This is a genomic window from Streptomyces pluripotens, from assembly GCF_000802245.2.
Classification (GTDB): domain Bacteria; phylum Actinomycetota; class Actinomycetes; order Streptomycetales; family Streptomycetaceae; genus Streptomyces; species Streptomyces pluripotens.
Window position 1 is genome coordinate 2,558,756 of sequence record NZ_CP021080.1, and the last position, 25,838, is coordinate 2,584,593.

Sequence of the window (25,838 nt, forward strand, 5' to 3'; positions counted from 1 at the left end):
CCATGAGCTACTCAACTCCTACGCTTTCGCCGGCAACACGTTCACGGACACCGCTGAGACACCAGGCCCTGCCCTGCAGGCGTACGTACGTCAGGCGCTCCGCGCGCCCGGGCTGCTCGACGAGGTGATCGGCGAAATCGACGACCTGCTGCAGGTCGGCCTGTTCAGCGATGAGATCGCCGACGACGTGGACATCCTTCCGCACGTCGAACCGCTGGAAGGCCGCACGGTCGAGCAGTGTCTCGGGATCGCCCGGACCCATCTGGAACGCATCCGCAACGGCGGCACCTACCAGCGCTCCGACGTCCCCCAGACCGACTGGGAGTGGCGCAGGCAGTTCCCCGAGCTCGGACACCTGCTGGCTGGATACTTCCACCAAGACTTCTCCAGGTTCTACGCCTCACACAGAGAGGCCCTCGACGACTACTTCACCGGAAACCCTCCGGAGATGTTCGCCGAGGCAGCCGAAGAGATTCGCTCCTTCACCGAACTCGTGACCTCTGACAGCGAACTCGATCAGGCGGCACAGATCCTGGGACTCCAGATCTACCCACCGGAGGGCGTCCCACTGCGTCGCTGGCTCCAGGACATCCAAGGCATCCTTCAGCATCACCCACGTTCGTAGCCGTACGCGGCCGTCCAGGACCGTTCGCTCAGCCCCGCCAGCGGTGCCGTCCGCATGGGATTGAACCCCTCTGAACGACCCCGGACCCTGCCCTGACCAGCACGGACAAACCCGCAAAGCGAGTTACGCGGGTTCGATTCCTGCCACGGTCTCTGACACCTTGGGGTGGGTCCAGGGAGGCGTTGCCGTCCTGATCGCGATCGCGGCCGGAGCGCTCGGCTTCTGCACGTGGCTGCGGCTCGGCCTCCCGGCGCTGCGGCGCCGGACCATGGGCGCCGAGCTGTGGGACGTCCGGACCGAAGTGCACTACCGTCTTCTCGCGCTGAGCCCTGAAGCGCCGGACCCTCGCCGCGGGTACGCCTACGTCGTCACCCGCGGGTCCACGGTCCTTTGGCGCTCCCAGACCGGGTGTTCCACCGCCGGAGGCGCGAGTCCGGCCAGGCACGGGCCGAGGACGCCTGCCGTGGCCATCAGCAAGAACAGCAGCCAGCCCAGGCCGTAGGACTGCGTGCCGACGAGAAGGGGGACGGCGGAGGCGGCCGCGAGTGCGTACAAGGCGACGATCAGAAGGCGGCGGGCAGGAGACGTACGGCAGGACATGGACCAGTACCGGGCCGCGACGGACGGGTCCGAGGGGTGCAGGACGTCCTTGCGGGCGAGGCGTTCGACATGCTTCGAGCCGGTCCTGAAAGGGAACATCCGGCCGTCGGGGGCAACGAAGACGCCGGGCACCTCGTCGGCGTTGTCCATGCGCCAGCGCCGGGCGAACAGCAGCCGGCCGCCGCCCGCGCCGAAGTCCGCGGCGAGGAGGGGGATGTCGTACGAAGGCACCCCTAGCTTCAGGTCTCCGCACTCGGTCGACGCTCGCAGGGAGCGCCGGACCACTGTTCTGGTGGTGCCCGGCCGGGAGCCGACGGTGACGTGCTCCTTGCGCACCGCCGTCAGCGTGTCCACCCGCACCGCGTACACCCGGCCCGCCGCCGCATCCTCCCGCAGCAAACGACGACCACCGCGGTTCCACAGGCTGACGATCACGACGGCGGTCAGGGCGAAAGCGCCCATGAGCACGGTCCAGAACGCCTGGAAGTCGAGCGGCGGCCCCCAACTGCGCGTGTACACGGCGATGTCGGCACTGTCGTCCACCCAGCCGCCCAGCTCCAGGCGCCCGGGGGCGTAGAGGATCGACACCTTCGTGTCGCGGAACGGAAGACCGGCGACGATGCCGCGGTCCACGGACAGCATGGTGCCGTCGGGCAGCGTCGCGGCGAAGGACGCATACCAGTAATGCGGGGTGCCCTCCCCGCCCGAGACGCTCACCGCCGACTCCTCCTGCGCCCAAACCTCGGTGACGGTGGCCGTCGTCACCCGGGCGCCCGCGTCCTGGAGCGCTGCGATCGTACGGGCCTGGCGACCGTCCGGCTGCATGGCCACGAGTTGGGCCGAGAACACCGCGTACACGGCGAGTGCCGCCGCCAGGGTGCCGCCCAGGGCGGTCAACGGTGTGCGGGGTATTTTGCCCGGCACGGGAATGACGACGTCCGCTTCGGGTTTCGCCAGGGAAAGGCCGGTCAACGGTGCCCGCCAGGTCGCCACCACCCAGCCCAGCCCGCACAGGAGTGCCACGGCGAAGGCGGTCAGGATGTCCCGGCGGGGGAGGGGAGCTCCGTAGCGCAGGAGGGGCAGCAGGGCAGTCGCGGTCGCGGAGAGCAGGGCAGCAGCACCCCAACGGCGGGTCCAGGGTGTGGATCTTCGCATGCGGTCATACAACACGGATGCCACTTGTTCGTACAGAGACGCGTTCGACCTACGCCCACCTTCCGTTTGTCACCGTTCGTCACCCCGCACCTCCGTTCGTTCGTTCGTCCGGAGGCTGCCTAGAGGACCCCGCCCGCCTCGTCCTGGAAGAGGTGCGTCCAGTAGTGCCAGTCCGTGCCCGGAAGGGTTCCCGTGGGGTCGACGGCGGTCAGCGTGCGGATCATGGCGGCGGCCAACTGGTCGTAGGCGTCCGTCGTCAGTTCGTGGTTCATGTGCTCGTCGATGGTGCGCTCGTGGTGCAGGAGCCAGAGCGTGAAGGCCAGGGTGGAGACGTCGGTGTTGAGGGGGTGGAGCGCTGCCTCCGGTTCGCTGAAGGTCAGCACCGCGCCGGTTCTGCCGTCGAGCACCAGGCTGTTCTCCTCGACCAGGTGCCCCAGCCGGATCAAGTGGTCGCAGTGGGCCGGGAGTACGGCCGGCGGGTGGGCGACGCGGTCCTGCGCGAAGTACTCCCGCAGGGTCGGCAGCGGAAGGTCCGTGTCGGCGTGGAAGAGGACCGCCTCCTCCGGCAGTCCCGTCCCGCGCAGGAAGCGGCGCGTCGGCTCATGGGTGAGCGTGGCGGGGAAGTCGACCTCCTCGAAGCGGACCACTCGACCGTGACCGAACTCCTGTTCCAGGACGCGGGCGGGTACGTCCAGGGCGAGGCCGGAAGCCGTGCCGGGACCCGCGACGAGGGCGAGCGGACGGATCAGGGCCGCCGCCTTCCAGTACGGCGGAACCTCGCCGTCCGCGCTCTCGGCGAAGAGCGCGAGGAGCCGACGGGATGCCTCGGCCGCCGTCCTGGGGCCGTACCGACCTGCCAGGGACGCGAAACGACCCCGCAGGCCCGTCAGTTCCTCGGTGACCGCGGCGAAGCGCAGGAGCATCTCCAAGGACGGAGCGAAGGGGCGGGGGTCGGACGGTTCGAAGAGGAAGGCGGTCGTGATCTCGCCTGTGGCGCCGTCGAGCAGGATCGACTCGTGCTCCATGCCGACGGGGTTGAGGAGTTCGCCTATCACCAGGCGGCTGCGCAGTTCCTCCGCCAGGTGGAAGGGGCCGTCCGCGGTTTCGGCCAGGGTACGCAGGCCGCGCGTACGCAAGGGCGAGAACGTCAGCACATCGGTCCGGGCGGGCAGCCCGGCGCCCATCAGCAGACTCCGCGTCGGCGCGTGCGTGACGCGGCGGCCCAGCTCCGCCTCGGTCAGCGTGATCGCCTGGCTCCCGGCGTCCATCGTGCTCATTGCTCCCCCGCGCTCTTCCCCGTCGGTGCCTGTGCGAGTCGTACCGGTGTCAGTCGCACCGGTGCCGGTCCGCAGACTGCGGCGACGTCACCTGCGTGAGTGCGCAGACACGGACGATCCGCCGGGGTAGACGCCCCCACCGCTTGGCACACTACGGCGTCCCACTGACAACGGCCCCCGCCGGAAAGGACGCCGGGCGACCCGGGCCCGTTCCGCCGGTGTCAGGTGAGGTAGATACCGCCCAGCACCACGGCCAGGGCCGCCCCCAGGAACAGCAGGATCCACAGGAACAACTTGCCTACGCTGGGCGGGGGTTCGTAGCGCGGCTCGTCGGGAGGAGTGCTCACTGCGTCGTCACCACCGCTGCCTGTGGACGGATCGGGAGTCGGTTGACCGGGCGGCCGGTGGCCGCCCGGACGGCTGAGGCGATCGCCGCCGGTGCCGTCACCACCGGAACCGCGCTGGCTGGCTTGGCGCCGAAGGGGGCGACCACATCCCGTTCCTCGACCAGTTTCACGATCCGGATGTCCGGCACGTCCAGGGCCGTCGGGAGGGCATACCCGGTCAGATCGGGGTGGCGGACCAATCCGCGCGGAGTACGGAGGTTCTCGGTGAGCGCGATACCGACGCCCTGGGCGATGCCCGCCTCGATGCGGGCGGCCAGCTGGGCGGGGTTCAGCACCCTGCCCACGTCCTGCGCCACCGCCAGTTCCACCACCCGGACCGCACCCAACTCGATGTCGACGTCCACCACGGCCCGGATCGCGCAGAAGGCCAGACCTACGAAGGCATCGCCCTGACCGGAGGAGTTCAGCGGCTCGGTGGGGTGCGGACGGCACTGGGCCGTGGCCCAGAGCTCCTTGCCCTCCATCGCCTCGGTGACGGTCGTCGACAGCACACCGTCGTAGGAAGTGATCTTGCCGTCCGCGATCTGCAGCAGTTCGGTGGACATGCCGAACTTGTGGGCCAGGGGCTGGAGAAGCTGGGTGCGCACCATCTTGGCCGCCCGCTCCACCGCACCGCCCGACACCCAGGTGTGGCGGCCTCGGCAGCCCGGGCCGGCCGGTGGCTGGTCGGTGTCCACCGCGGCCACGTGGACCTCTTCGACACCGAGGGTATCCTGGACGATCTGCCGGGCCAGGGTGGTGAAGCCCTGTCCCGTCTCCACGGCCGCGCAGAGCACGGTCGCGACGCCGTCGTGCACCTTCACCGTCGCCGTGGACACCTCGTCGGCACCCTCGGCGCCGAGCATGTGCACCATGCCCAGGCCGTAGCCGACGCCCCGGCGCACCGCGCTTGGCTCGCCCACCCCCTCGGGACCGCCGGGCAGCAACCACTCCTCCTCCGGCGCCTCCTTCGGCAACGCGGGAAGCGGGAAGTCCCGCACTGCCTGCAGGAGTTCGGCGACCGGCGCGGGGCAGGTAACCGTCTGACCGATCGGCAGGACGTCACCGGTCGCGAGGACGTTGCGCAGACGCAACTCGGCCGTGTCCAGGCCCAGCTTCTTCGCCAGTTTGTCCATCTGCGCCTCGTAGGCGGCGCACACCTGCATGGCGCCCTCGCCGCGTACGTGGCCCGAGGGCGGGTTGTTGGTACGGACGGCCCAGCCCTCGATGAAGGCGTTCGGGACGACGTACGGGCCGCAGGCGAACGAGACGGCCGCGACCAGGGCTTCGGACGAGGTGTCGGCGTACGCGCCCGCGTCGAGCAGGATCTGCGCCTCGACCTTCACCAGCCTGCCCTCGGCGTCCGCGTGGTGGCGGTAGCGCAGCAGGGTGGGATGGCGGTGGACGTGACCGAGGAAGGACTCCTCGCGGGTCGCCGTGAGCTTCACCGGGCAGCCGGTCTTCAGCGCCAGCAGGCCGAGCGGCAACTGGAAGCCCTGGTCCTCCCGGTCGGCGGTGGCGCCGGGCACCCCGGTGACCACGATCTTCACCCGATCCGGGGACAGGCCGAAGCAAGCCGCGGCCGTGTTGCGGTCGGTGTGCGGGTCGGTGGAGGCGAGGTACAGCTCCACCCCGCCGTCCGGGCGGGGCACGGCGAGGCCGGCTTCGGCGCCGATCGGGGCCGGGTCCTGGCGGCCGATGCGGTACAGGCCCTCGACCACCACCTCGCCGACCGCCTCCGGGTCGCCGTGATGCAGCGGGATGTGCCGGATCAGGTTGCCGTCCGGGTGCAACGGCTCGGCCTCAAAGGCCTGTTCGGGATCGGTGACCGGATCGAGTACCTCGTACTCGACGATGACGGCCGCGGCCGCCATCCGCGCGGTGTCCGGGTGGTCCGCGGCCACGGCCGCGATGGGTTCGCCGTGGTGGCGTACGGCCTCGGCGGCGAACACCGGCCGGTCGGGGGTGCCCCGGCCGTGGCGGGGCGTGCCGGGCACGTCCTCGTGGGTGATGACGGCGTGCACACCGGGCATCTCGCGCGCATGGGTGGTGTCGATGGACACGATGCGCGCACGTGCGTGCGGGGAGCGCAGCACGGCCGCCCACAGCAGGCCCTCGGCCCACAGGTCGGCCGCGTACGGGAAGGCACCCTCGGTCTTGGCGCGGGCGTCGGCGTGCGGCAGGGAGGCGCCGAGGCCGTGCGGCAGCGGCTCGGCCTCGGGGGCGGATTCCGCGGCGGTGGTCGCGGTGCCGGCTTCGTTGCTCACGCCTGGCCTCCGTCCTGGCCGTAGTGCCGGTCGTGCGGTCCCGGGGTGCCGTAGGGGTCCGGGACGTCGCCGTACCCGCCGGACTCACCGTACTGCTCGTCGGCGTACTGGGCGCCGCCGTACTGGGCGTCCCCGTAACCGTCGGGAACGGCCTGGACCACGCCGGCCTCTCCCGGTGTCTCGAACACCGACGGATTGACGCCGCCGGAGCCCGGGCCCGCCTGGTGCGGGATGCGTGCCCCGTCCGCGTCCGGCTCGGTGCTGACGTGCGCTGCCTCGCGTTCGGCGACGACTTCCTTGACCGCCTCCAGCACCCCCCGGTAGCCCGAGCACCGGCACAGGTTTCCGCACAAGGCCTGGCGGGCCTCCAGCGCGGTCGGTGCGGGGTTGCCCTCCAGCAGGTCGTGCACGGTCATCGCCATGCCGGGCACGCAGAAGCCGCACTGGACGGCACCGCACCGGGCGAGCGCGCGCTGCACGTCGGAGGGGTGCCCGTCAGCGGCCAGGCCCTCGACGGTCCGCACCTCGCTCCCCGCCACGGTGGCCGCCGGGACCAGGCAGGAGGCCACCAGGCGCCCGTCGACCTGCACGTTGCAGGCCCCGCACTCGCCCTGCGAGCAACCGTCCTTGGCGCCGGCGAGGCCGAGTCGCTCCCGCAGGACGTACAGGAGGGACTCGCCGATCCAGGCATCGGTGACCGGGCGGTCGGTGCCGTTGACCCGCAGGACGAAGGAGGCGAGGGGATGGTCGTCGTGCGCCGGGAACGGCGGGGCGGCCGGATCCTCGGCGGGCCCCTCGTGCGGAACCGCTGTCCCTGCGGCCCCTTCACGTTCAGAACCTTCGGGGCCTTCAGAACCTTCGGGGCCTTCGGTGACTTGGTGGCCTTCGGGACTGCTCTCGGCAGCGCCCTCGGGAACACCAGCGGGCGTGGTCGGCGTGGTCACAGCGGCCGCGCGTTCCGGTACGGACGGTCCGGCCGGGTGCGCCGGTGCCGCGGAGCCGGCCGTGGTGTCCGCGGTGTCGGTGGCCGCCTGACCCTGCGTGTCCGGCGCTGGAACGACCTGCGGCGCACCCTCCCGGCTGGTGTCCTCCTGGCGGGTCGCCGGACTGTCGGCGGGGCCTTCGGTGACCTCCACGGGACCCTGAGCGTCCGGCTCCACGGCCGTGTCTGCGGCGGTGCCCCGCGGCACGGGCTCGGAGCGCCCGTCCGGCACGGCAGTGGTGGCCGTCCCGGTCGCTGTGGCGTCGTGACCGGCAGGCCCGTGCCCGACCCCGGTGTGTCCCGCGTCCGCGTACCCGCCGTCCGCGTGCCCGGCGGACGCCGTCTCGGGGTACCCGGTGTCCCCCTGGGATCCGTAAGGCTCCTCCGCCCCACCCTGTTCCGCCGTCGAACCGGCGGATGTCGCAGCCGGAACCGCACCGGTGGGCTGAACGCCGGTGGGGCCGGGCCGGGGACCGGCCGGCCGGGCGGGGCCCTCCGGGTCCGCGGACTGCCCCCAGGACAGGTCCGCGCCGTCCGTCGCCCAGGGCGCGGGTGCGCCGCCGGGCAGGGTGGCTGGCGGGGTGCTGCCCCACTGGTCGGCCAGGGACGTCGCGGTGAACTCGCCCGACTCGTCGGGAAGATCACCACCGGCGACCGGAATGGACCACTGCCCGGTGACGTCGTGCCCGGGGGCGGCCGAGGCGGCGGGCTCCTCGAAGGTCCACTGCTGGGTGGCGCCGGGCTGGTAGGTGAACCGGTCGTCCGTGCCCTGCGACTGGGTCGTGGCGTCCGGGCCGGGCCACTGGGCGCCGTCCGCGGGCGCCGTCCACGTCCCCGTGGCGGTGGGGTCGCCGGCACCCGGAGCGGCCGTTATCTCCGGCGGCACATAGCCCTGACCGGGCGCAGCCAGGGGGCTGTCGCCGGACAGCAGGGCGTCGATGCCGCCCTCGGGTAGCTCCACGAAGGCGGTGGCGCCGTCGTCGTACTCGCCCTGGGGCAGCGGGTTCCAGCGTCCGCCGCCCTGGGGCGTGCCGCCTCCGTGCTGGTCTTCGGTCACGACAGTGCCCTCCCCAGTGCTCGTCGGGCCAGCGCGGCGACGGTGCGCCGCAGGTGCAGTACGGCGGGCGGAAGCGTGGGCACCGAGCCGTCGGGCCCGGGTGCCGGATCGGGGATGCAGGCCGCGGCCACGTACTCACCGAAGGCGTTCAGTGCCTCGGGAACGAGCGCACGGTCGTTGTCCCAGTCGATGAGCCGTGCGACCCACTGTTCGGCCTGCAGTGGCCGCAGCGGCATCGGCGCCACGGCCCCGACCGCGCAGCGCACTCCGCGCCGGGCAGGGTCCAGCACGAGGGCGACGGAGGCCATCGCGCGGCCCGGGCCGGTGCGTCCGGTCGCCTTCAGGAAGACCTGCGGGGCGTGCAGCAGCGGCACTCGCACGTAGCCGATGAGTTCGCCGCCGCGCAGCATCTCCACACCGGCCAGCAGGTGCGACACGGGGAGCTCCCGGCGGGTTCCACCCGGACCGGCGACGATCAGCGTCGCCTCCAGGGCGGCCAGCACCGGCAGGGCGTCTCCGGCGGGGGCCGCCGAGGCGATGTTGCCCCCCAGGGTGCCGGCATTGCGGATGTGCGGTGGCCCCGCGGCGCGCGCGGCGGCGGCCAGTGCCGGAATCAGGGCCGCGAAGTCGGGGCGACCCATGCGGGCGTGTGTGAGGCCCGCCCCGAGCAGGGCGTGCCCGTCCTGGTACTGCCAGCCGCGGATCTCGCTGATTCGCCCGAGACCCACCAGAGCAGCGGGCCTGAGCTGACCGGAGTTGACGGCGGCCATCAGGTCGGTGCCACCCGCGACCGGGACCGCGGCAGGCGTGGCGGCCAACGCCGCCACGGCTTCGTCCAGCGTCGTGGGCAGCGTGACGGCCTGCGCCGCCTGCGGTGTGTGCGTGGTCAAACCGGCTGCCCCTTCCCACTGCCCCTGGTCCACCTGTGTGGCCGTACGGTACGTGCTCACGGGGCGGACGTGGCAACTCTGGCACATCTTCGCAGGGCCCGAACGCGGGGGTCCGCAAGGAGGCATTCGCCCACCTCACCGGGGAGATGGTTGCTTTTCTCACGGCATCACCGGTGAGAACCGATTGACACTCTTCGGTGACAGCTGGTGGCTTTTTTCCATTACCTGTTCGGGGGCGGTCCCTCGATCGGGCGGCCGAGCACGCCGGGGCGCCGCTGCCACGGCCGGGGTCCGGTGGGCGGCCGGTAGGCGACGCCGAGGGCGTCAAGCCGCCCGTAATGGGCGGCCATGCGGCGCTCGAAGTCCGCGAAGTCACGTTCGGCGGGGGCCGGCAACCGGCTCCAGGCCACCTCGGCGAAGGCCGCGAGCCGCGGGAAGGTCTGGTAGTCAACGCGCGCAAGGTCCTCCATCGCCTCGGTCCACACGTTCGCCTGGGTACCCAGCACGCGTGCGGCCTCCTCCTCGGTGAGCGCGGTCGGGACCGGTTCGAACCGGTAGACGTCCTGCAGGGTGCGCACGAAACCGATCGGCACCGGCTCTTCCTCGCCCGGGTCCTGACGGTGGTCCAGATACACGTACTGTTCCGGACACATGACCACGTCATGGCCGGCCCGCGCGGCGGCGACCCCTCCCCCGTAGCCGCGCCAGGAGGACACGGCAGCCCCCTTCGCGAGACCGCCCTCCAGGATCTCGTCCCAGCCGATGAGCCGGCGTCCGCGCGCGGACAACCACGCGTCGAAGTGGCCGATGAACCAGGACTGCAGCTGGTCCTCGTCGGCCAGCCCGAGGTCCGCGATGCGGGTCTTGGCGGCCACGGACTCACTCCACTGCTCCTTGCGGCATTCGTCGCCGCCGATGTGCACGAACTCCGACGGGAAGAGTTCCAACACCTCCGTCAGCACACCCTCGTAGAACCGCACAGTGGCGTCGACGGGAGCCAGCACATGGGGCGAGATCCCCCAGTCGTCCCAGACGGATAGGCCGGTGGTGTCGATGACATCGGTGTTGCCGAGTTCCGGGTACGCGGCGATGGCGGCCTGCGAGTGTCCCGGCACGTCGATCTCCGGCACGACGGTGATGTGGCGCTCGGCGGCATAGGCCACGATCTCCCGGATGTCGTCCTGGGTGTAGTAACCCCCGTGCGGTTTCTCCTCCCACAGCGGTGAGGCCCGGTGACCGACCCTCGTCCGCGCCCGCCAGGAGGCGATTTCGGCCAGTTTCGGGTACCGCTTGATGTCGATCCGCCAGCCCTGGTCGTCCGTCAGGTGGAAGTGGAAGACGTTGAGTTTGTGCGCGGCCATCAGATCGAGGTAGCGCAGCACGCCTTCCTTGGGCATGAAGTGGCGTGCAACGTCGAGCATGAGGCCCCGCCAGCGGAAACGGGGGACGTCCTGGACGGTGACGGCAGGCAGCTCCCAGCGGCGCCCCGGCCGCACCGGAGCCCGGCGGAACGCGTCGGGGCCGAGCAGCTGCCGGAAGGTCTGGGCTCCCCAGAAGACACCGGCGGCGCTGCCGCCCTCGATGCGGAACGGACGGTCGCCGAGTACGACACGGTAGCCCTCGGACGGCAGATCCGGGTCGATGGCCAGCACCACGCGGTCGGGGCGGCCGGGCGCCTCCGGGAGCGGCAGACCGGTCGCCGCGCCGACCGTGGCCCGCAGCCAGCGCGCAACACCCTCCGTGCCCGGCAGGGCCTGAAGCGCCGTTCCGCCGTCCAGGTTCACGCAGCCGGGCGAGTTCCAGACGATGCTCGCCGGTGCGGGAATCAGATCCACCGCGTCCACCATGTCCAGTCCTTTGCCGTTCCGCCGGCCCCGGGACAGGGACCGGGCGTCACCGTCCACCAGCCGCGCTCCACCGAAGAATCCGTTGCACAGCATGCAACGGCTTATTTACAGTGCGCAACGTCGCACAACACTGCGCAGGCTAAGGGCTGGGCGAGCGGGCCGACAAGAGGTCTCGACCATCCCCGGCCGGAAGGCCGTGTCGGGGAACGGCGGGGAACGGCGGGGAACGGCGGGGAACGGCGGGGAACGGGGAACGGCGGGGAACAAGGAAGGCCCCCGGGACGCGCACACGTCCTGGAGGCCTGATGCAGACCGGGCGGCGGGAAACCGCTACTGGTCGCTCCCCTCATCACCGCCGCTGCCCATGGACTCGTAGATCTCCTTGCACATCGGGCACACGGGGTACTTCTTCGGGTCACGGCCCGGCACCCAGACCTTGCCGCACAGCGCCACGACGGGGGTGCCGTCGAGGGCGCTCGCCATGATCTTGTCCTTCTGGACGTAGTGGGCGAAGCGCTCGTGGTCGCCGTCGCCGTGGGACACCTGTGGTGTCGGCTCTACGAGGGTCCCCGTACCAGTCCCGCGCTCGGGCTCAAGAGTGCTCATACCGCCCAGGGTACTGAAGCTCCCCCGCATCAGTTGAGCGAAGGGTCGTCCGGATACGTGGCCACCATCGCCAGCTCGTTGCGCTGGCGGCGCAGGACTTCGCGCCAGAGCCTCTCGGGGGACGGGGAGGAGACGTCGCCCGGCTCGGACTCGACCACGTACCAGGCGCCTTCGACCAGCTCGTCCTCCAGCTGGCCGGGGCCCCAGCCGGCGTACCCGGCGAAGATCCGCAGGGAACCCAGCGCTGAGGCGAGCAGTTCCGGCGGGGCCTCCAGGTCGACCAGGCCGATCGCTCCGTGCACCCGGCGCCAGCCGAGGGGCACGCGGTCGCCGTCGGCACCACCCGGGATGACCGCGACGCCGAGCGCCGAGTCCAACGAGACGGGACCGCCCTGGAAGACGACGCCTGGCTCGCCGGCGAGATCGGCCCAGTCCTCCAGGATGTCACCCACGTCCACCGGGGTGGGGCGGTTGAGGACGACACCGAGGGAACCCTCCTCGTCGTGGTCGAGAAGGAGCACCACCGCGCGGTCGAAGTTCGGGTCCGCCAGAGCGGGCGCGGCCACGAGCAGCCGCCCTGTGAGCGAGGACACCTCGGTCATGCCAGACATGATCTCGCATCTTTCCCTCCCGTGGGGAGCCAATGAGGAGTGCGGAGGCGAAGGCGGCTCAGAGCGCACCGGAACGGGGCGGGCGCACGCCCCCACCCGGTGACCCCATGTGCCCGATTGTGCACGTTTCGTGTTGTGACACAGCTATGACGCATCTGGGCGGTACTTGGGCTTACGGACTGGGGGTGATCGGCGATTACCCTGTCTCTCCGGCCCCCGCGCACAGTGATCGGCCGGCTCCTGCCCATCTCATCGGAACGCGAGATACATGACCGTCAACGACGATGTCCTGCTTGTCCACGGCGGAACCCCGCTGGAGGGTGAGATCCGGGTCCGCGGTGCGAAGAACCTCGTACCGAAGGCCATGGTCGCCGCCCTGCTGGGCAGCGCGCCGAGCCGACTGCGCAACGTTCCCGACATCCGTGACGTGCGGGTCGTGCGCGGTCTGCTCCAGTTGCACGGGGTGACGGTTCGTCCAGGTGAGGAGCCCGGCGAACTGGTGCTCGACCCGACGCACGTCGAGAGCGCCAATGTGGCCGACATCGATGCCCATGCCGGCTCCAGCCGCATCCCGATCCTCTTCTGCGGACCTCTTCTGCACCGGCTCGGGCACGCGTTCATCCCGGGCCTCGGCGGTTGCGACATCGGCGGCCGGCCCATCGACTTCCACTTCGACGTGCTGCGGCAGTTCGGCGCGACCATCGAGAAGCGCGCGGACGGCCAGTACCTGGAGGCTCCGCACCGGCTGCGCGGTACGAAGATCCGACTGCCGTACCCGTCCGTCGGCGCGACCGAGCAGGTGCTGCTGACCGCCGTGCTCGCCGAGGGCGTCACGGAGTTGTCCAACGCGGCCGTCGAACCGGAGATCGAGGACCTCATCTGCGTGCTGCAGAAGATGGGCGCGATCATCGCGATGGACACCGACCGCACGATCCGCATCACCGGCGTGGACAAGCTCGGCGGCTACACCCACCGTGCCCTCTCCGACCGCTTGGAGGCCGCGTCCTGGGCGTCGGCGGCGCTCGCAACCAGCGGCAACATCTACGTCCGCGGCGCCCAGCAGCGCTCGATGATGACGTTCCTGAACACCTACCGCAAGGTGGGTGGTGCCTTCGAGATCGACGACGAGGGCATCCGTTTCTGGCATCCCGGTGGGCAGTTGAAGTCCATCGCCCTCGAAACGGACGTGCACCCCGGCTTCCAGACCGACTGGCAGCAGCCGCTGGTGGTGGCCCTCACCCAGGCCACCGGTCTGTCCATCATCCACGAGACGGTGTACGAGTCCCGGCTCGGCTTCACCTCCGCGCTCAACCAGATGGGTGCCCACATCCAGCTGTACCGCGAATGCCTCGGCGGTTCCGACTGCCGTTTCGGGCAGCGCAACTTCCTGCACTCCGCGGTCGTCTCGGGACCGACCAGGCTGCAGGGTGCCGACCTCGTCATCCCCGATCTGCGCGGCGGTTTCTCCTACCTCATCGCGGCCCTCGCCGCCGAAGGCACCTCACGCGTCCACGGCATCGACCTCATCAACCGCGGCTACGAGAACTTCATGGAGAAGCTGATGGAGCTCGGTGCCAAGGTCGAGTTGCCTGGTAAGGCGCTCGGCTAGGCCTCCGCGCGCCGGTGCTCCGCCGGCCGTCTCCACGCCGAACGGGGCGGCCCCCCTGGTGAAAGGGGGGCCGCCCCGTCGTCGTCCTCCGCGTCCTCCGCGTCCTCCGCGTCCTCCGCGGACGCTCCCGGAAGGGGCGTGGGCACCTGCGCGGTCTGCCGCCGGCGGCGGCCGCAGTCGCCCACGGCGCTCCCGGTGGAACGCTTACTTGCCCTTGGCCGCTTCCTTGAGCTTGCTGCCCGCGGTGACCTTCACGCTGTAGCCGGCGGGGATGTTGATGGGCTCGCCGGTCTGCGGGTTGCGCGCGGTGCGAGCGGCACGGTGGGTGCGCTCGAAGGTCAGGAAGCCGGGGATGGTGACCTTCTCGTCGCCCTTGGCGACGATCTCGCCGACGGTCTCGGCGAACGCGGCCAGCACGGCGTCGGCGTCCTTGCGGGTCACCTCGGCGCGGTCGGCCAGCGCGGCCACCAGCTCACTGCGGTTCATGTTGTTACTCCCGTGTCTTTCTTGCCGTTGGGGTGTGCCGCGCGACGAAAGCCGCCCGAGGCACTGCGATGCCGATGCGCTCGCGCCCAGGGACGCATCCTGCCCCTACCTGCAGCGGGAAAGCCAATCCGGCACCCGCAGGAGTCGTGAGAACACCCTGGGGAGTCACACGAAGAGCGGTGCTCGGCCGTCACCCTAGAGCGCGCCCGGCACCGCATGGTTCCGCGACGCGCCGGTGCGGGAGGAGGCCGTGGTGATCGTCACAGCCCCCACCGGTGCGGCGCGGCACGTCTAGGCAGTCGTCCCGGCCGCTTTGGCGGCCTCGCGGACCGCGCCGGCGACGGCACCCGCGACCTTGTCGTTGAAGACGCTCGGGATGATGTAGTTCGGGTTCAACTCGTCCTGGGTCACCACGTCGGCCAGCGCCTTCGCGGCGGCGAGCATCATCTCGGTGTTGACGGTGCGGGACTGGGCGTCCAGCAGGCCGCGGAAGACACCCGGGAAGACCAGCACGTTGTTGATCTGGTTCGGGAAGTCGGAGCGGCCGGTGGCCACAACCGCCGCGGTCTGGCGTGCGATTGCCGGATCCACCTCAGGGTCGGGGTTCGCGAGCGCGAACACGATGGCGTCACCGGCCATGGCGGCCACGTCGGCGCCATCGATGACGTTCGGAGCGGAGACGCCGATGAAGACGTCGGCCCCGTGCACCGCCTCCTTGAGGGTGCCGGTCAGGCCCTCGGGGTTGGTGTTGTCGGCGATCCAACGCAGCGGCGAGTCGGCCGGGGCGTCCACCAGGTCCTCACGGCCGGCGTGGACGACACCGTGGATGTCGGCGACGACGGCGTTCTTCACCCCAGCCGCAAGCAGCAGCTTGAGGATGGCCGTACCGGCGGCGCCGGCACCGGACATGACGACCCGGATGTCCTCGATCGCCTTGTCCGCGACGCGCAGGGCGTTGGTCAGCGCGGCGAGGACGACGATCGCGGTGCCGTGCTGGTCGTCGTGGAAGACGGGGATGTCGAGGGCCTCGCGCAGCCGGGCCTCGATCTCGAAGCAGCGGGGCGCGGAGATGTCCTCCAGGTTGATGCCGGCGAACCCGGGGGCGATCGCCTTGACGATCTCCACGATGGCGTCGGTGTCCTGGGTGTCCAGGCAGATCGGCCAGGCGTCGATGCCGGCGAACCGCTTGAACAGGGCCGCCTTGCCCTCCATGACGGGCAGCGCGGCCTTGGGGCCGATGTTGCCGAGGCCCAACACGGCGGAGCCGTCCGTCACGACCGCAACGGAGTTGCGCTTGATGGTGAGGCGACGGGCGTCCTCGGGGTTCTCGGCGATGGCCATGCAGACGCGCGCCACACCCGGGGTGTAGACCATGGACAGGTCGTCACGGTTGCGGATGGGGTGCTTCGACGCCATCTCGATCTTGCCGCCGAGGTGCATGAGGAAGGTCCGGTCGGAGACCTTGCCCAGTGTGACGCCCTCGATGCCGCGCAGTTCCTCGACGATCTCCTCGGCATGGGCCGTGGAGGTGGCCGCGATGGTGACGTCGATGCGGAGCTTCTCGTGGCCGGAGGCAGTGACGTCGAGGCCGGTCACCGAGCCTCCGGAGGACTCCACGGCGGTGGTGAGCTGCGAGACGGCCGTTCCGCTCGCGGGCACCTCCAACCGGATGGTCATCGAGTAGGAGACGCTGGGCGCCGTTGCCATGGCCGACTTCCTCTGCTTTCACCGTGTCGCGGGTTGTGCCGTCCGATCGTCGCACCTACCGCTCAGTACGTGGTAGTCGCCCCGGGTTACGGACGTTTTGGTGACGGGGCCCGTTCCGCCGGTGCACAGTTCTCATCTTTTCGGAAAACAATTTCCACCATACGAGATGCGATCGGAGGGTGGAAGGGGATCGGTACGCAGAAAAGGAGGCCCGCGTCACATGTGACGCGGGCCTCCCGCACGTGTACGACACCGACCCGCCATGCTCGCCTCGCGGCAAGTGGTCGCTCGCGGCGACAAAGGTTGGGCCCGGGGGCTTGGATCGGGCCGGTGCCACACCAAGGCTAACAAACCGGCGCCGCAGGGCCATTCCCGTGCGGCAGGTGACCGGAAATTCAGTCTCGCAGCAGGTCGGGCACTCCGGCCGCGTCCGGCACGTCCCGCTCCCCAGAGACCACCGTCAGCTGCTGGGTGGCCCGGGTCAGAGCCACGTACAGCACACGCAGGCCGGCCGGGGACTCATCAGCGATCTCCGCGGGCGAGACGACCACCGTGGCGTCGTACTCCAGCCCCTTGGCCTCCAGACTGCCGAGGGCGACCACCCGGTCGCCGAGCCCGGCCAGCCAGTGGCGGGCCTCCTCGCGCCGGTTCATCGCCACGACCACCCCGACCGTGCCGTCCACCAGGTCCAGGAGCCGCTCGGCCTCGGCACGCACGGTCCGCTCCAGTGAGTCCCGCACGACGGTGAAGCGCGGCTCGACCCCCGTCGACCGCACGGCCGACGGCGCCTCGGAGCCGGGCATGGCCAAGGCGAGCACCTTGGCGGCGAGCTCGGCGATCTCGGCCGGATTGCGGTAGTTCACCGTGAGCTGGAAACGGCGCCGGGGTCGGGTGCCGAGTGCTTCGTCGCGGGCCTCGGCCGCCTCGTCCGGGTCGGACCAGGAGGACTGGGCCGGGTCACCGACGACCGTCCAGGTGGCGTGCCGACCGCGGCGGCCGACCATGCGCCACTGCATCGGCGTCAGGTCCTGCGCCTCGTCCACGATGACGTGCGCGTACTCGGTGCGCTCCTGCGCAAGGCGCTCGGCCCGCTCCCGTTGGGTTTCCTGCCGCACCGGCATCAGTTCCTCGAGGCCGGTGAGCTGGTCCAGCGGGTCGAGCTCACGCCGCTTCTTCGGGCGGGCCGGGGCACCGAGGATCGCCTGCAGTTCGTCCAGCATGGCGATGTCGTGCACCGAGTGGCCGTCCCGCTTGAGCGAGCGGGCGACCCTGCGGACCTCTCCCGGGTTGAGCGTCCGGCGGGCCCAGCGGCCGAGCCGCTTCTCGTCGGCCATGGCGCGGAGCACCGCCTTCGGGCTCAGCTCGGGCCACCAGGCGTCCAGGAAGGCGAGGAAGGCGTCCTCGCCCGTGATGTCCTCGTCGAAGGAGGAACGCAGCTCCGCGGCCAGTTCCGGGTCGGTGTGCCGGGCGGCGGAACCGGATCTCTCCCACAGCGCGTCCAGGAGCAGTCTGCGGGCGCGCGGACGGAGCAGGTTGACCGGCGCGGTGCCGCCGAGGGCGGTCCGCCGGATGTGTTCCAGCTGGTCGGCCTCCAGTTCGAGGCGGCGTCCGAAGGCGACGACGCGGAGCCGGTCAGGCGAATCGTTCAGCTCCAGAGCGCCCCGCGCTGCCTTCCGCAGCACTTTCAGCATCCGGTACGAGCCCTTGGCCCGGGCCACCGACGGGGAGTCGTACAGCGTGGCCTCCGCCCCGGCGGTATCCGCGGCCAGTGAGCCGATCGCGCGGATGACGACCTGGCCCTCCTCGCCGAGCGAGGGCAGTACGCCCTCGGTGTAGGCAACGAGCAGCGGGGTCGGCGAGACGATGAGGATGCCGCCGGCGTACCGGCGCCGGTCCTGGTAGAGCAGATAGGCGGCCCGGTGCAGGGCCACGGCCGTCTTGCCGGTGCCCGGGCCGCCCTCCACGTAGGTGACGGAGGCGGCGGGGGCGCGGATGACCAGGTCCTGCTCGGCCTGGATGGAGGAGACGATGTCCCGCATGGTGTGGCTGCGTGCCCGACCGAGGGCGGCCATGAGGGCGCCGTCACCGATCACCGGCAGTTCGTGTCCGTCGAGGCGGGCGGTCAGCTCGGGCCGCATCAGGTCGTCCTCGACGCCAAGCACCCGGCGCCCCTTGGAGCGGATGACCCGGCGCCGTACGACCCGCCCCGGCTCCACCGGTGTGGCCCGGTAGAAGGGTGCGGCGGCGGGCGCCCGCCAGTCGATGACCAGCGGCGCGTACTCCGCGTCCAGCACACCGATCCGCCCGATGTGCAGGGTTTCGGCGATGTCGGCGGTGTTGTCGTCCCGCACCGCGCCCTCGGCCGGCTCCACCGCCGTGTAAGCCCCGTCGGGCCCCTTCTTGCCGTCCTTGCCGAGCAGCAGGTCGATCCGCCCGAAGAGGAAGTCCTCGAACTCGTTGTTGAGCCGGTTCAGGTGGATGCCGGCCCGGAAGACCTGGGCGTCCCGCTCGGCCAGTGCGCCCGGGGTGCCGACCTGTCCACGCTTGGCCGCGTCGTTCATCAGGAACTCGGCCTCGTGGATCTTCTCCTCCAGCCGCTGGTACACCCGGTCCAGGTGTTCCTGTTCGACGCTGATCTCCCGGTCACGGACGGAGTCGTGTGCGCCGTGTACCGGGCCGACCGCGGACTGTTGAACCTGTGCGGCCACCGGGCCCCCTTCTGACGTGCTGGGCAGCCGTCAACCGTACGCGAAAGGGGGCCTGGGAGGCTACGGCGCCTATGCCTGCACCTGTACGAGCTTCTTGCCCTCGAAGGTCACGACCTCGAAGTGGTCGATCTCGTTCGGCGTGAAGGCCGCGGCGCCGCCGATGTACAGCGGCTTCTTGGCCTCCTCGCGCTTGGCGTTCGGGATGCCGTAGCCCCATTTCGGCACGGACCAGGAGGACATCGTCACACGCTGCCCGTTCTTCGCCACGAGCACCAGGGAGCACCGCAGCGGCCCCTTGGCGTTCTTCAGCTCCAGGACCGCCTGGGTACCCCAGTCCTTCTGCGTCATGCCCACGGTCGCGCTCAATCCGGACGTCGGATCCGTGGCCGACTTCTTCTCGGGCATGGCTTCGAAGGCGGTCTGGGCCGAGGACGCGGTGACCTGGCTACCCCCGCCGTCGGAGCCGCTGTTGACCGCGACCGCGGCCAGCGGGCCGGCGATGATCAGCGCAGCCGCCGCTGCGATCATGTAGAAGCCGCGCCGGCGCTTCTGGGCACGGTGCTCGGCGACCTCGTCCACCAGCTTCTCCGCCAGCCGTGGGCTGGGCCTGGCGGACAGCGACTCACCGATCGCCGGTGTGCTGCCGGAGCCCGGCAGGTCCGCGAGTGCGGCCAACATGGGCTCCATACCGGCCAACTCGTCCAGCTGCTGGGCGCACCACTCGCAGCCGGCGAGATGGGCTTCGAAGGCGGTTGCCTCGGCATCGTCGAGGATCCCGAGGGCGTAGGCGCCGACGGTCTCGTGCTCGTTCGGCACCGAAGATCCCTGACCGGGGTTCATGGGTCCAGACATACCCGGACCACCCGCCCCGAATCCTTGCATACCCCCGTATCCACTGCTCATCACGCCGTCACCCCCCGCTCCTCCAGTGCCAGCTTCATCGACCGCAGGGCATAAAACACCCGAGACCGCACCGTGCCGCTGGGAATGCCCAGCGTCTGGGCCGCCTCATTGACCGTACGCCCCTTGAAGTACGTCTCGACGAGTACCTCCCGGTGGGCCGGGGTCAGGTCGTCGAGCGCGTCCGACAGCGTCATCAGCCACAGCGCCTTGTCGATCTCGTCCTCCGCGGGGATGACCTCCAGCGGCGACGGATCGACCTCCTGCGGCCGGGCCTGCCGGCTGCGGTGGCCGTCGATGACGATGCGGCGCGCGACCGTCACCAGCCAGGGGCGTACCGAACCGGTCGCCCGATTGAGCTGACCGGCGTTCTTCCAGGCACGGATGAGCGTTTCCTGCACGACGTCCTCGGCGCGCTGCCGATCGCCTGCGACCAGCCGCAGGACATACGCGAGCAGGGGGCCGGCGTGCTCCCGGTACAGGGCACGCATCAGCTCCTCGTCAGGTTCCGAGGGCTGTGAAGACATGCGATGTCGGGCCCTCGATCCACGTTCATTGGCCACGGCCGCATCCTTGCGCACGCCCACCTCCGGTGTCCGGGGGTTCCCCCAGTCGGTCGCTCGCCCACCTGTACGGACAGGAGCGGTACGGCGTTCAAACCGGAGTGACAGATTTCTGGAGGCCGAGGAGACGAGCGGGACATGCACCCACATTCTCACCGCATGATCTTTACATTTCCGACACATCGCCGAGGGCGGCCGAGCTGACCGGGCCAGGCTCGTGACAAACCCCGTGTTACGCAAATCACTCCACCACCGCGCGGGAGTGAATCCGGCAGATGGGCCGTACCGGACACTCAGGCCTGCGCGAGCGCCGCCCGGCGCCGGTGCCGGGCCACCCGCTCCCGGTTCCCGCACACCTCACTGGAGCACCAGCGCCGGCGTCGCCCCCGCGAGGTGTCCAGGTACACGAGCGGACACTCGTCCCCCTCGCACTCCCGTACGGCCGCCCGCGCCACGGGATCGGTCAGCAGCTCCACGGCGTCCCGGGCGACGACGGCGAGCAGCCCAGCACACTCCGGTGGACCGACCAGCTCCCGCACCAGCGGGCCGTCCTCGCCGCGCACCGCACGCAGGGCGGGGGGCGCGGCGCGGGCGACCTCATTGAGCCGGGCGAGCGCACGGTCGCACGACGGCGAGTCCCCGGCCGTCACAAACGCACGCACCAACTGACCGATGCAGCTGCGTAGTTCACGGAACCCCACCGCCCAGGAAGCATCGGCACGGGCAAGTGGCGTACCAGGCGGAACGAGTCCGGCGCCGATGATCCACGCGCCCAACGCCTCGACCGAGTCGAGGCGTTCGGCGGGATGCGCGGTGGCCAGGAGATCCAGGCAGAGCCGCCCGGCATCGAACCGCAGCCCGTACGGGGGCGTGGTGGCCGTACGCAGGGCCATGTTGCCTGTCACCGCCTAGGCAGGAACCGGTGGGAACCGTGCGGTCCCCCTGCGGGGGAACCGTCACGTCGCTCTCCTCTCACATTGCCCGCCAAAAGAGGCCGCCGGAACCCCTCGTACCGGCCCGGACGGCGGCGGACCCGGCGGACCGGGTCCCGAAGGAGGGCCGGGCCTCAGCCGTCCCAGCTCCAGTCGGCGACTTCCGGCATGTCGGTGCCGTGGGCGCGGATCCAGCTGTGGTGGCGGGTGCGGGCGTCGGCCATCTCCTGGCGTACGGCGGCGGCACGGACGGCGAGGCCGGGCACGCGGTCGATGACGTCCATGACCAGGCGGTAGCGGTCGAGGTCGTTGCGGACCACCATGTCGAACGGCGTGGTCGTGGTTCCCGACTCCTTGTAACCGCGCACGTGCAGGTTCTTGTGCCCGGTACGGCGGTAGGCCAGGCGGTGGATCAGCCACGGGTACCCGTGGTAGGCGAAGATCACCGGCTTGTCCGTGGTGAACAGACCGTCGTATTCGGCGTCGGTCATACCGTGCGGGTGTTCCTCGTGCGGCATCAACCGGGTCATGTCGACCACGTTGACCACACGGACGGCGAGGTCGGGCAGGTGCCGGCGCAGCAGTTGGGCCGCGGCCAGTACTTCCAGCGTGGGCACGTCTCCGGCGCAGGCGAGGACGACGTCCGGCTCGTCGGTGTTCGGTGAGCCGGCCCAGTCCCAGATGCCGGCGCCGCGGGCGCAGTGGGCGCGGGCTTGGTCCATGGTCAGCCAGTCGAAGCTGGGTTGTTTGCCGGCTACGACGACGTTGACGTAGTCCCGGCTGCGCAGGACGTGGTCGGCGACGGAGAGCAGGGTGTTGGCGTCCGGCGGTAGGTAGACGCGGACGACGTCGGGGCTCTTGTTCAGGACGTGGTCGACGAAGCCGGGATCCTGGTGGGAGAAGCCGTTGTGGTCCTGGCGCCAGACGTGCGAGGTCAGAAGGTAGTTCAGGGAGGCGATGGGGGCGCGCCATGGGAGTTCTCTGGAGGTCTTGAGCCATTTGATGTGCTGGTTGACCATCGAGTCGACGATGTGTACGAACGCCTCGTAGCAGGAGAACAGTCCGTGTCGGCCGGTCAGGAGGTAGCCCTCCAGCCAGCCCTGGCAGGTGTGTTCGGAGAGGATCTCCAGTACCCGGCCGTGTCGGTCGAGGTGCTCGTCGACCGGGAGGGTTTGGGCCTGCCAGGCCTTGCCGCTGGCGTCGAAGACGGCTTGCAGTCGGTTGGAGGCGGTCTCGTCGGGGCCCACGAGGCGGAAGTCCCGGCGGGTCGAGGTGTCCTTCATGACCTGTTCGAGGAGGTCTCCCAGGACCCGGGTCGGCTCGTGCAGGGTCGTGCCGGGCTTGTCCACCGGCACCGCGAACCGGTCCAACGCCGGCAGGGGCAGGTCCCGCACGAGGAGACCGCCGTTGGCGTACGCGGTGGCACCGAGCCGTTTGGCACCCTCGGGCACACACGCCAGGACCTCCGCGGCGGGCCGGCCATCAGCGCCGAACAACTCCTCGGGCCGGTACGAGCGCAACCACTGCTCCAGTTGGCGCAGGTGCTCCGGGTTCTCCCGCACCCCGGCCAACGGGACCTGGTGGGCGCGCCAGGTGCCCTCCACCGGTACCCCGTCCACCTCCGCCGGGCCGGTCCAGCCCTTCGGTGTGCGCAGCACGATCATCGGCCAATGGGGCCGCTCGGCGCCCCCGCCCTCGCGGGCCGTGCGCTGCACCAGCGCGATGCGGTCGAGGGCTTCGTCGAAAGCCGCCGCCATGGCCCGGTGCACGGTCGCCGGGTCGTCGCCGGTGACATGGATCGGCTCGTGACCGTACCCGCGCAGCAACGCATCGAGCTCGGCCTCGGGAAGCCGGGAGAGCACGGTCGGATTGGCGATCTTGTAGCCGTTGAGGTGCAGGACCGGCAGAACAGCGCCATCACGCACGGGATCGAGGAACTTGTTGGAATGCCAGGACGCGGCCAACGGCCCCGTCTCCGCCTCACCGTCACCGATCACACAGGTCACCAGCAGACCCGGATGGTCGAAGGCAGCACCGTAGGCGTGCGCGAGGGAGTACCCCAACTCACCGCCCTCGTGGATCGAACCCGGCGTCTGGGGCGCCACATGACTGGGCACCCCACCCGGGAAGGAGAACTGCCGGAACAACCGCCCCATACCGGCCGCATCCCGAGCCACATCCGGATAGGTCTCGCTATACGTCCCCTCCAACCAGGAACCCGCCAGAACAGCCGGACCACCATGACCCGGCCCCCACACACACAACGCGTCCACTCCACGCGCCTTGATCACACGATTGAGGTGGGTGTACACGAGGTTCAACCCCGGCGAAGTACCCCAGTGACCAAGCAACCGCGGCTTGATGTGCTCCGGCCTCAACGGCTCACGCAACAACGGATTGGCCATGAGGTAGATCTGACCCACGGCCACATAGTTGGCCGCCCTCCAATGCGCGTCCAGACTGCGCAATTCCTCGTCGGTCAGTGCAGTGCTGTCGTGGTGTACCAGCTCGGGCATGAGGACTCCGTCGGTCATCGGCGTCGGGTTTCGGATGGTCGGATGGGGAGGGAGACGGTCCGGCCGGCGGGTGGACGTTCCACCGGGCGAGGTGCGGGAGGAGGAGCGGCTCCTGGATCGGAAGGCGCATCCAGGATCGGGCACACGCGCGGGCGGATCAGCGGCCCATCGGTCCCGCCGGCAGGACCGATGGGCCCGGAGCCGGATGGGCGGTGCGGGTCCGGGCCCATCGGGAAGGGGTTGCGGCAGCAGAGCACGCACGACGTGAAGTCAGTCACTCGCCGACGCTGACCGCTCCCGTGTTCAGTGGCTCTGACCGACCCCCTGCGCACCCGGGCCACCGGGCCCCGCCCCCGCTGACACCGCGGCGCGCGGAGCCGGGTGGTGTCCGGTCGGCAGGGAGTACACCCGTGCCACCGCAATACGACCGGGTAACATCGGCCACGCGGGGGCACGGGCGCCGCCGGCCTACGAGCCCGGGGCGGGATCTGATCACGACGGAAGGCAGGGGCTGGGCATGACGGCGCCATCGGAGGACGGCCGGGATCCGCAGGCGAGCCTGCGCGATCTGGAGGCGATGCTGGACGCGGTCACCGACCATGCCGTCATCAAGCTGGGTCCCAGCGGCGAGGTGGTCCGGTGGAGCCGTACCGCCCAGGCGATGACGGGGTACGCCGGACACGAGGCAGTGGGCCGGCCGGTATCGGTGCTGCACACCGAGGAGGAGCGTCGCGCCGGACTGGCGGAACAGGAACTGGAGGCCGCCCGCCGGGAAGGACGGCAGGAGTACCAGGGCTGGCGGGTACGCAAGGGGGGCGAACGCTTCCTGGCCCGGGTCACGCTGACCCCGGTGCGCGGTGAGAACGGCTCGGTGACCGGCTTCGTGGAGACCTTGCGGGACGTCACGGAGAGCGCGCGGGCCGAGTCACTCTTCCACGGCCTGCTCCAGTCGGCCCCGGACGCGATGGTGATCGTCGGCCAGGACGGCCGGATCGTGCTGGTCAACGAGCAGACCGAGGATCTGTTCGGATACGAGCGGGGAGAACTGGCCGGCCGGGAAATCGAGGTGCTGGTGCCGTCCCGGTTCCGTGACCGGCACTTCGGCCACCGTGCCGGATACACGTCCGCCCCCCGGCGCCGCGCGATGGGCTCGGAACTGGAGCTGTACGGGCTGCGCCGGGACGGAAGCGAGTTCCCCACCGAGATCAGCCTCAGCCCGCTGCAGACGCCCGAGGGAACGCTCGTCGTCGCGGCGATCCGGGACGCCACCGAGCGCCGCGAGACCGAACAGCGGTTGCAGCGGCAGCGCGACGAGATCCTGGAACTGTCCACTCCGGTGATCCAGGTGTGGGACAAGGTGCTGGCCCTGCCGATCATCGGCACGCTGGACACCCTGCGGGCCACCCGGCTGACCGAGGGCCTGCTGGAGAAGATCGCCCAGACCCAGGCCGAGGTGGCCATCCTCGACATCAGCGGCGTACCCACCATTGACACCCAGGTCGCCCAGCACCTGCTGAAGACGGTGCAGGCGGCGGCGCTGATGGGCACGGTGAGCATCATGAGCGGAATGCGGCCGGAAACCGCGCAGTCCATGGTGCACCTCGGCATCGACATGGGCCGGCTGCGCTCGCGCAGCACGCTGCAGGACGCCCTGCAACTGGCCCTGAAGGTGCTGGCCGAACGCGACGGTACGGCTGAGACGGCCGCCCGCGCCCTGGCGAACGGGGGCCGCGGTGAATGACGACGTGGTTCCGGTCATGAAGATCGGTGACACGCTGCTGGTGGCGTTGCAGGGCGACTTGGACGACACCACGGTCATCCGGATCGAGGAACAGCTGACCCGGGAGGTGGCCCGTACCGCCGCGACCGGCATGCTCATCGACGTCAGCCGGCTGAGCGTGGTCGACTCCTTCATCGCCCGGGTGCTGGCCCGCATCGTGGCCATGGTCCGACTGTTGGGCGCGCATGCCGCGGTAGTGGGCATCCAGCCCGCCGTGGCGATCACGCTGGTGGAACTGGGTGTGCCCATGGGCCATCTGGACACCGCGCTCAACGCCGAGCAGGGACTGGCGCTGTTGCAACGGCTGCGCCGCACCGACGCGGGAACGGACTGA

At 70.6% G+C, this 25,838-nt stretch carries 20 protein-coding genes; 4 read left to right on the plus strand and 16 right to left on the minus strand.

Features of this window, described 5'->3' with window-relative positions; translation table 11 throughout:
- Positions 1–124: 124 nt before the first annotated feature.
- Entirely contained in the window at positions 125–625 is a 501-nt protein-coding gene (locus LK06_RS11380) for a contact-dependent growth inhibition system immunity protein (protein WP_052318922.1), read from the plus strand.
- A gap of 360 nt (positions 626–985) precedes the next feature.
- Here LK06_RS11380 and LK06_RS11385 read toward each other — a convergent pair whose 3' ends face one another.
- From LK06_RS11385 to LK06_RS11420, 9 genes are all read right to left on the minus strand, one after another.
- Positions 986–2,380 carry a hypothetical protein gene (locus LK06_RS11385; protein WP_159025292.1) on the minus strand — a complete coding sequence of 465 codons (1,395 nt, stop codon included), beginning with the start codon at positions 2,378–2,380 and terminating at the stop codon, positions 986–988.
- A gap of 119 nt (positions 2,381–2,499) precedes the next feature.
- Entirely contained in the window at positions 2,500–3,657 is a 1,158-nt protein-coding gene (locus LK06_RS11390; protein WP_039657679.1) for an SUKH-4 family immunity protein, read from the minus strand.
- A gap of 221 nt (positions 3,658–3,878) precedes the next feature.
- Entirely contained in the window at positions 3,879–4,004 is a 126-nt protein-coding gene (locus LK06_RS34850) for a hypothetical protein (RefSeq protein ID WP_267886175.1), read from the minus strand.
- The gene (locus LK06_RS11395; RefSeq protein ID WP_039657678.1) at positions 4,001–6,310 is read right to left on the minus strand and encodes a xanthine dehydrogenase family protein molybdopterin-binding subunit; all 2,310 of its coding nucleotides are present in this window, start codon (positions 6,308–6,310) and stop codon (positions 4,001–4,003) included. The genes LK06_RS34850 and LK06_RS11395 overlap by 4 nt, the downstream gene beginning before the upstream one ends.
- A complete protein-coding gene (locus LK06_RS11400; protein ID WP_039657676.1) occupies positions 6,307–8,349 on the minus strand; it encodes a 2Fe-2S iron-sulfur cluster-binding protein in 2,043 nt (680 codons plus the stop codon). Before LK06_RS11400 ends, LK06_RS11395 begins: the two co-directional genes overlap by 4 nt.
- The gene (locus LK06_RS11405; protein WP_039657739.1) at positions 8,346–9,239 is read right to left on the minus strand and encodes an FAD binding domain-containing protein; all 894 of its coding nucleotides are present in this window, start codon (positions 9,237–9,239) and stop codon (positions 8,346–8,348) included. The genes LK06_RS11400 and LK06_RS11405 overlap by 4 nt, the downstream gene beginning before the upstream one ends.
- Before the next feature lie 221 nt (positions 9,240–9,460).
- The gene (locus LK06_RS11410) at positions 9,461–11,086 is read right to left on the minus strand and encodes a beta-N-acetylhexosaminidase (protein WP_086083677.1); all 1,626 of its coding nucleotides are present in this window, start codon (positions 11,084–11,086) and stop codon (positions 9,461–9,463) included.
- A gap of 330 nt (positions 11,087–11,416) precedes the next feature.
- Positions 11,417–11,692 (minus strand): DUF3039 domain-containing protein, encoded by a 276-nt coding sequence (locus tag LK06_RS11415; RefSeq protein WP_043409577.1) that lies wholly within the window; start codon positions 11,690–11,692, stop codon positions 11,417–11,419.
- Between the two features lie 29 nt (positions 11,693–11,721).
- Positions 11,722–12,294, minus strand: a complete 573-nt coding sequence (locus LK06_RS11420) for a YqgE/AlgH family protein (RefSeq protein WP_039657673.1) — start codon at positions 12,292–12,294, stop codon at positions 11,722–11,724.
- A 277-nt stretch (positions 12,295–12,571) separates the two neighbouring features.
- Here LK06_RS11420 and murA point away from each other — a divergent pair, with 277 nt between their 5' ends.
- Positions 12,572–13,912, plus strand: coding sequence for a UDP-N-acetylglucosamine 1-carboxyvinyltransferase (gene murA / locus LK06_RS11425; protein WP_039657671.1), 1,341 nt, complete (start codon positions 12,572–12,574; stop codon positions 13,910–13,912).
- A 204-nt stretch (positions 13,913–14,116) separates the two neighbouring features.
- Here the strand turns inward: murA and LK06_RS11435 are convergent, their stop codons facing one another.
- From LK06_RS11435 to LK06_RS11465, 7 genes are all read right to left on the minus strand, one after another.
- Positions 14,117–14,398 carry an HU family DNA-binding protein gene (locus LK06_RS11435; RefSeq protein WP_023550134.1) on the minus strand — a complete coding sequence of 94 codons (282 nt, stop codon included), beginning with the start codon at positions 14,396–14,398 and terminating at the stop codon, positions 14,117–14,119.
- Positions 14,399–14,689: 291 nt separating this feature from the next.
- On the minus strand, positions 14,690–16,105 hold the full coding sequence (locus LK06_RS11440; RefSeq protein WP_039657667.1) for an NAD-dependent malic enzyme: 1,416 nt from the start codon (positions 16,103–16,105) through the stop codon (positions 14,690–14,692).
- A 395-nt stretch (positions 16,106–16,500) separates the two neighbouring features.
- Positions 16,501–18,813: a HelD family protein gene (locus LK06_RS11445; RefSeq protein ID WP_039657665.1), complete on the minus strand. Its 2,313-nt coding sequence runs from the start codon at positions 18,811–18,813 to the stop codon at positions 16,501–16,503.
- Positions 18,814–18,882: 69 nt separating this feature from the next.
- Positions 18,883–19,665, minus strand: a complete 783-nt coding sequence (locus LK06_RS11450; protein WP_275674204.1) for an anti-sigma factor family protein — start codon at positions 19,663–19,665, stop codon at positions 18,883–18,885.
- 50 nt (positions 19,666–19,715) lie between these two features.
- Positions 19,716–20,300, minus strand: a complete 585-nt coding sequence (locus tag LK06_RS11455; protein ID WP_037932079.1) for a sigma-70 family RNA polymerase sigma factor — start codon at positions 20,298–20,300, stop codon at positions 19,716–19,718.
- 269 nt (positions 20,301–20,569) lie between these two features.
- Entirely contained in the window at positions 20,570–21,169 is a 600-nt protein-coding gene (locus LK06_RS11460) for a CGNR zinc finger domain-containing protein (protein ID WP_039657661.1), read from the minus strand.
- A 173-nt stretch (positions 21,170–21,342) separates the two neighbouring features.
- Positions 21,343–23,724 (minus strand): phosphoketolase family protein, encoded by a 2,382-nt coding sequence (locus LK06_RS11465; protein ID WP_043433587.1) that lies wholly within the window; start codon positions 23,722–23,724, stop codon positions 21,343–21,345.
- Between the two features lie 517 nt (positions 23,725–24,241).
- Here LK06_RS11465 and LK06_RS11470 point away from each other — a divergent pair.
- Positions 24,242–25,465 carry a PAS domain S-box protein gene (locus tag LK06_RS11470; protein WP_039654428.1) on the plus strand — a complete coding sequence of 408 codons (1,224 nt, stop codon included), beginning with the start codon at positions 24,242–24,244 and terminating at the stop codon, positions 25,463–25,465.
- 16 nt (positions 25,466–25,481) lie between these two features.
- Complete coding sequence (locus tag LK06_RS11475) at positions 25,482–25,838, plus strand: STAS domain-containing protein (protein ID WP_039654432.1); 357 nt, start codon at positions 25,482–25,484, stop codon at positions 25,836–25,838.

Bases quoted from the DNA above. Each gene is read 5' to 3' on its own strand.
- LK06_RS11435 (WP_023550134.1), bottom strand. From the start codon at position 14,398: ATGAACCGCAGTGAGCTGGTGGCCGCGCTGGCCGACCGCGCCGAGGTG.
- LK06_RS11385 (WP_159025292.1), bottom strand. From the start codon at position 2,380: ATGCGAAGATCCACACCCTGGACCCGCCGTTGGGGTGCTGCTGCCCTG.
- LK06_RS11460 (WP_039657661.1), bottom strand. From the start codon at position 21,169: ATGGCCCTGCGTACGGCCACCACGCCCCCGTACGGGCTGCGGTTCGAT.
- LK06_RS11390 (WP_039657679.1), bottom strand. From the start codon at position 3,657: ATGAGCACGATGGACGCCGGGAGCCAGGCGATCACGCTGACCGAGGCG.
- LK06_RS11440 (WP_039657667.1), bottom strand. From the start codon at position 16,105: ATGGCAACGGCGCCCAGCGTCTCCTACTCGATGACCATCCGGTTGGAG.
- LK06_RS11420 (WP_039657673.1), bottom strand. From the start codon at position 12,294: ATGACCGAGGTGTCCTCGCTCACAGGGCGGCTGCTCGTGGCCGCGCCC.
- LK06_RS11470 (WP_039654428.1), top strand. From the start codon at position 24,242: ATGACGGCGCCATCGGAGGACGGCCGGGATCCGCAGGCGAGCCTGCGC.
- LK06_RS11410 (WP_086083677.1), bottom strand. From the start codon at position 11,086: ATGGTGGACGCGGTGGATCTGATTCCCGCACCGGCGAGCATCGTCTGG.
- LK06_RS11465 (WP_043433587.1), bottom strand. From the start codon at position 23,724: ATGCCCGAGCTGGTACACCACGACAGCACTGCACTGACCGACGAGGAA.
- murA (WP_039657671.1), top strand. From the start codon at position 12,572: ATGACCGTCAACGACGATGTCCTGCTTGTCCACGGCGGAACCCCGCTG.
- LK06_RS11450 (WP_275674204.1), bottom strand. From the start codon at position 19,665: ATGTCTGGACCCATGAACCCCGGTCAGGGATCTTCGGTGCCGAACGAG.
- LK06_RS11415 (WP_043409577.1), bottom strand. From the start codon at position 11,692: ATGAGCACTCTTGAGCCCGAGCGCGGGACTGGTACGGGGACCCTCGTA.
- LK06_RS11475 (WP_039654432.1), top strand. From the start codon at position 25,482: ATGAAGATCGGTGACACGCTGCTGGTGGCGTTGCAGGGCGACTTGGAC.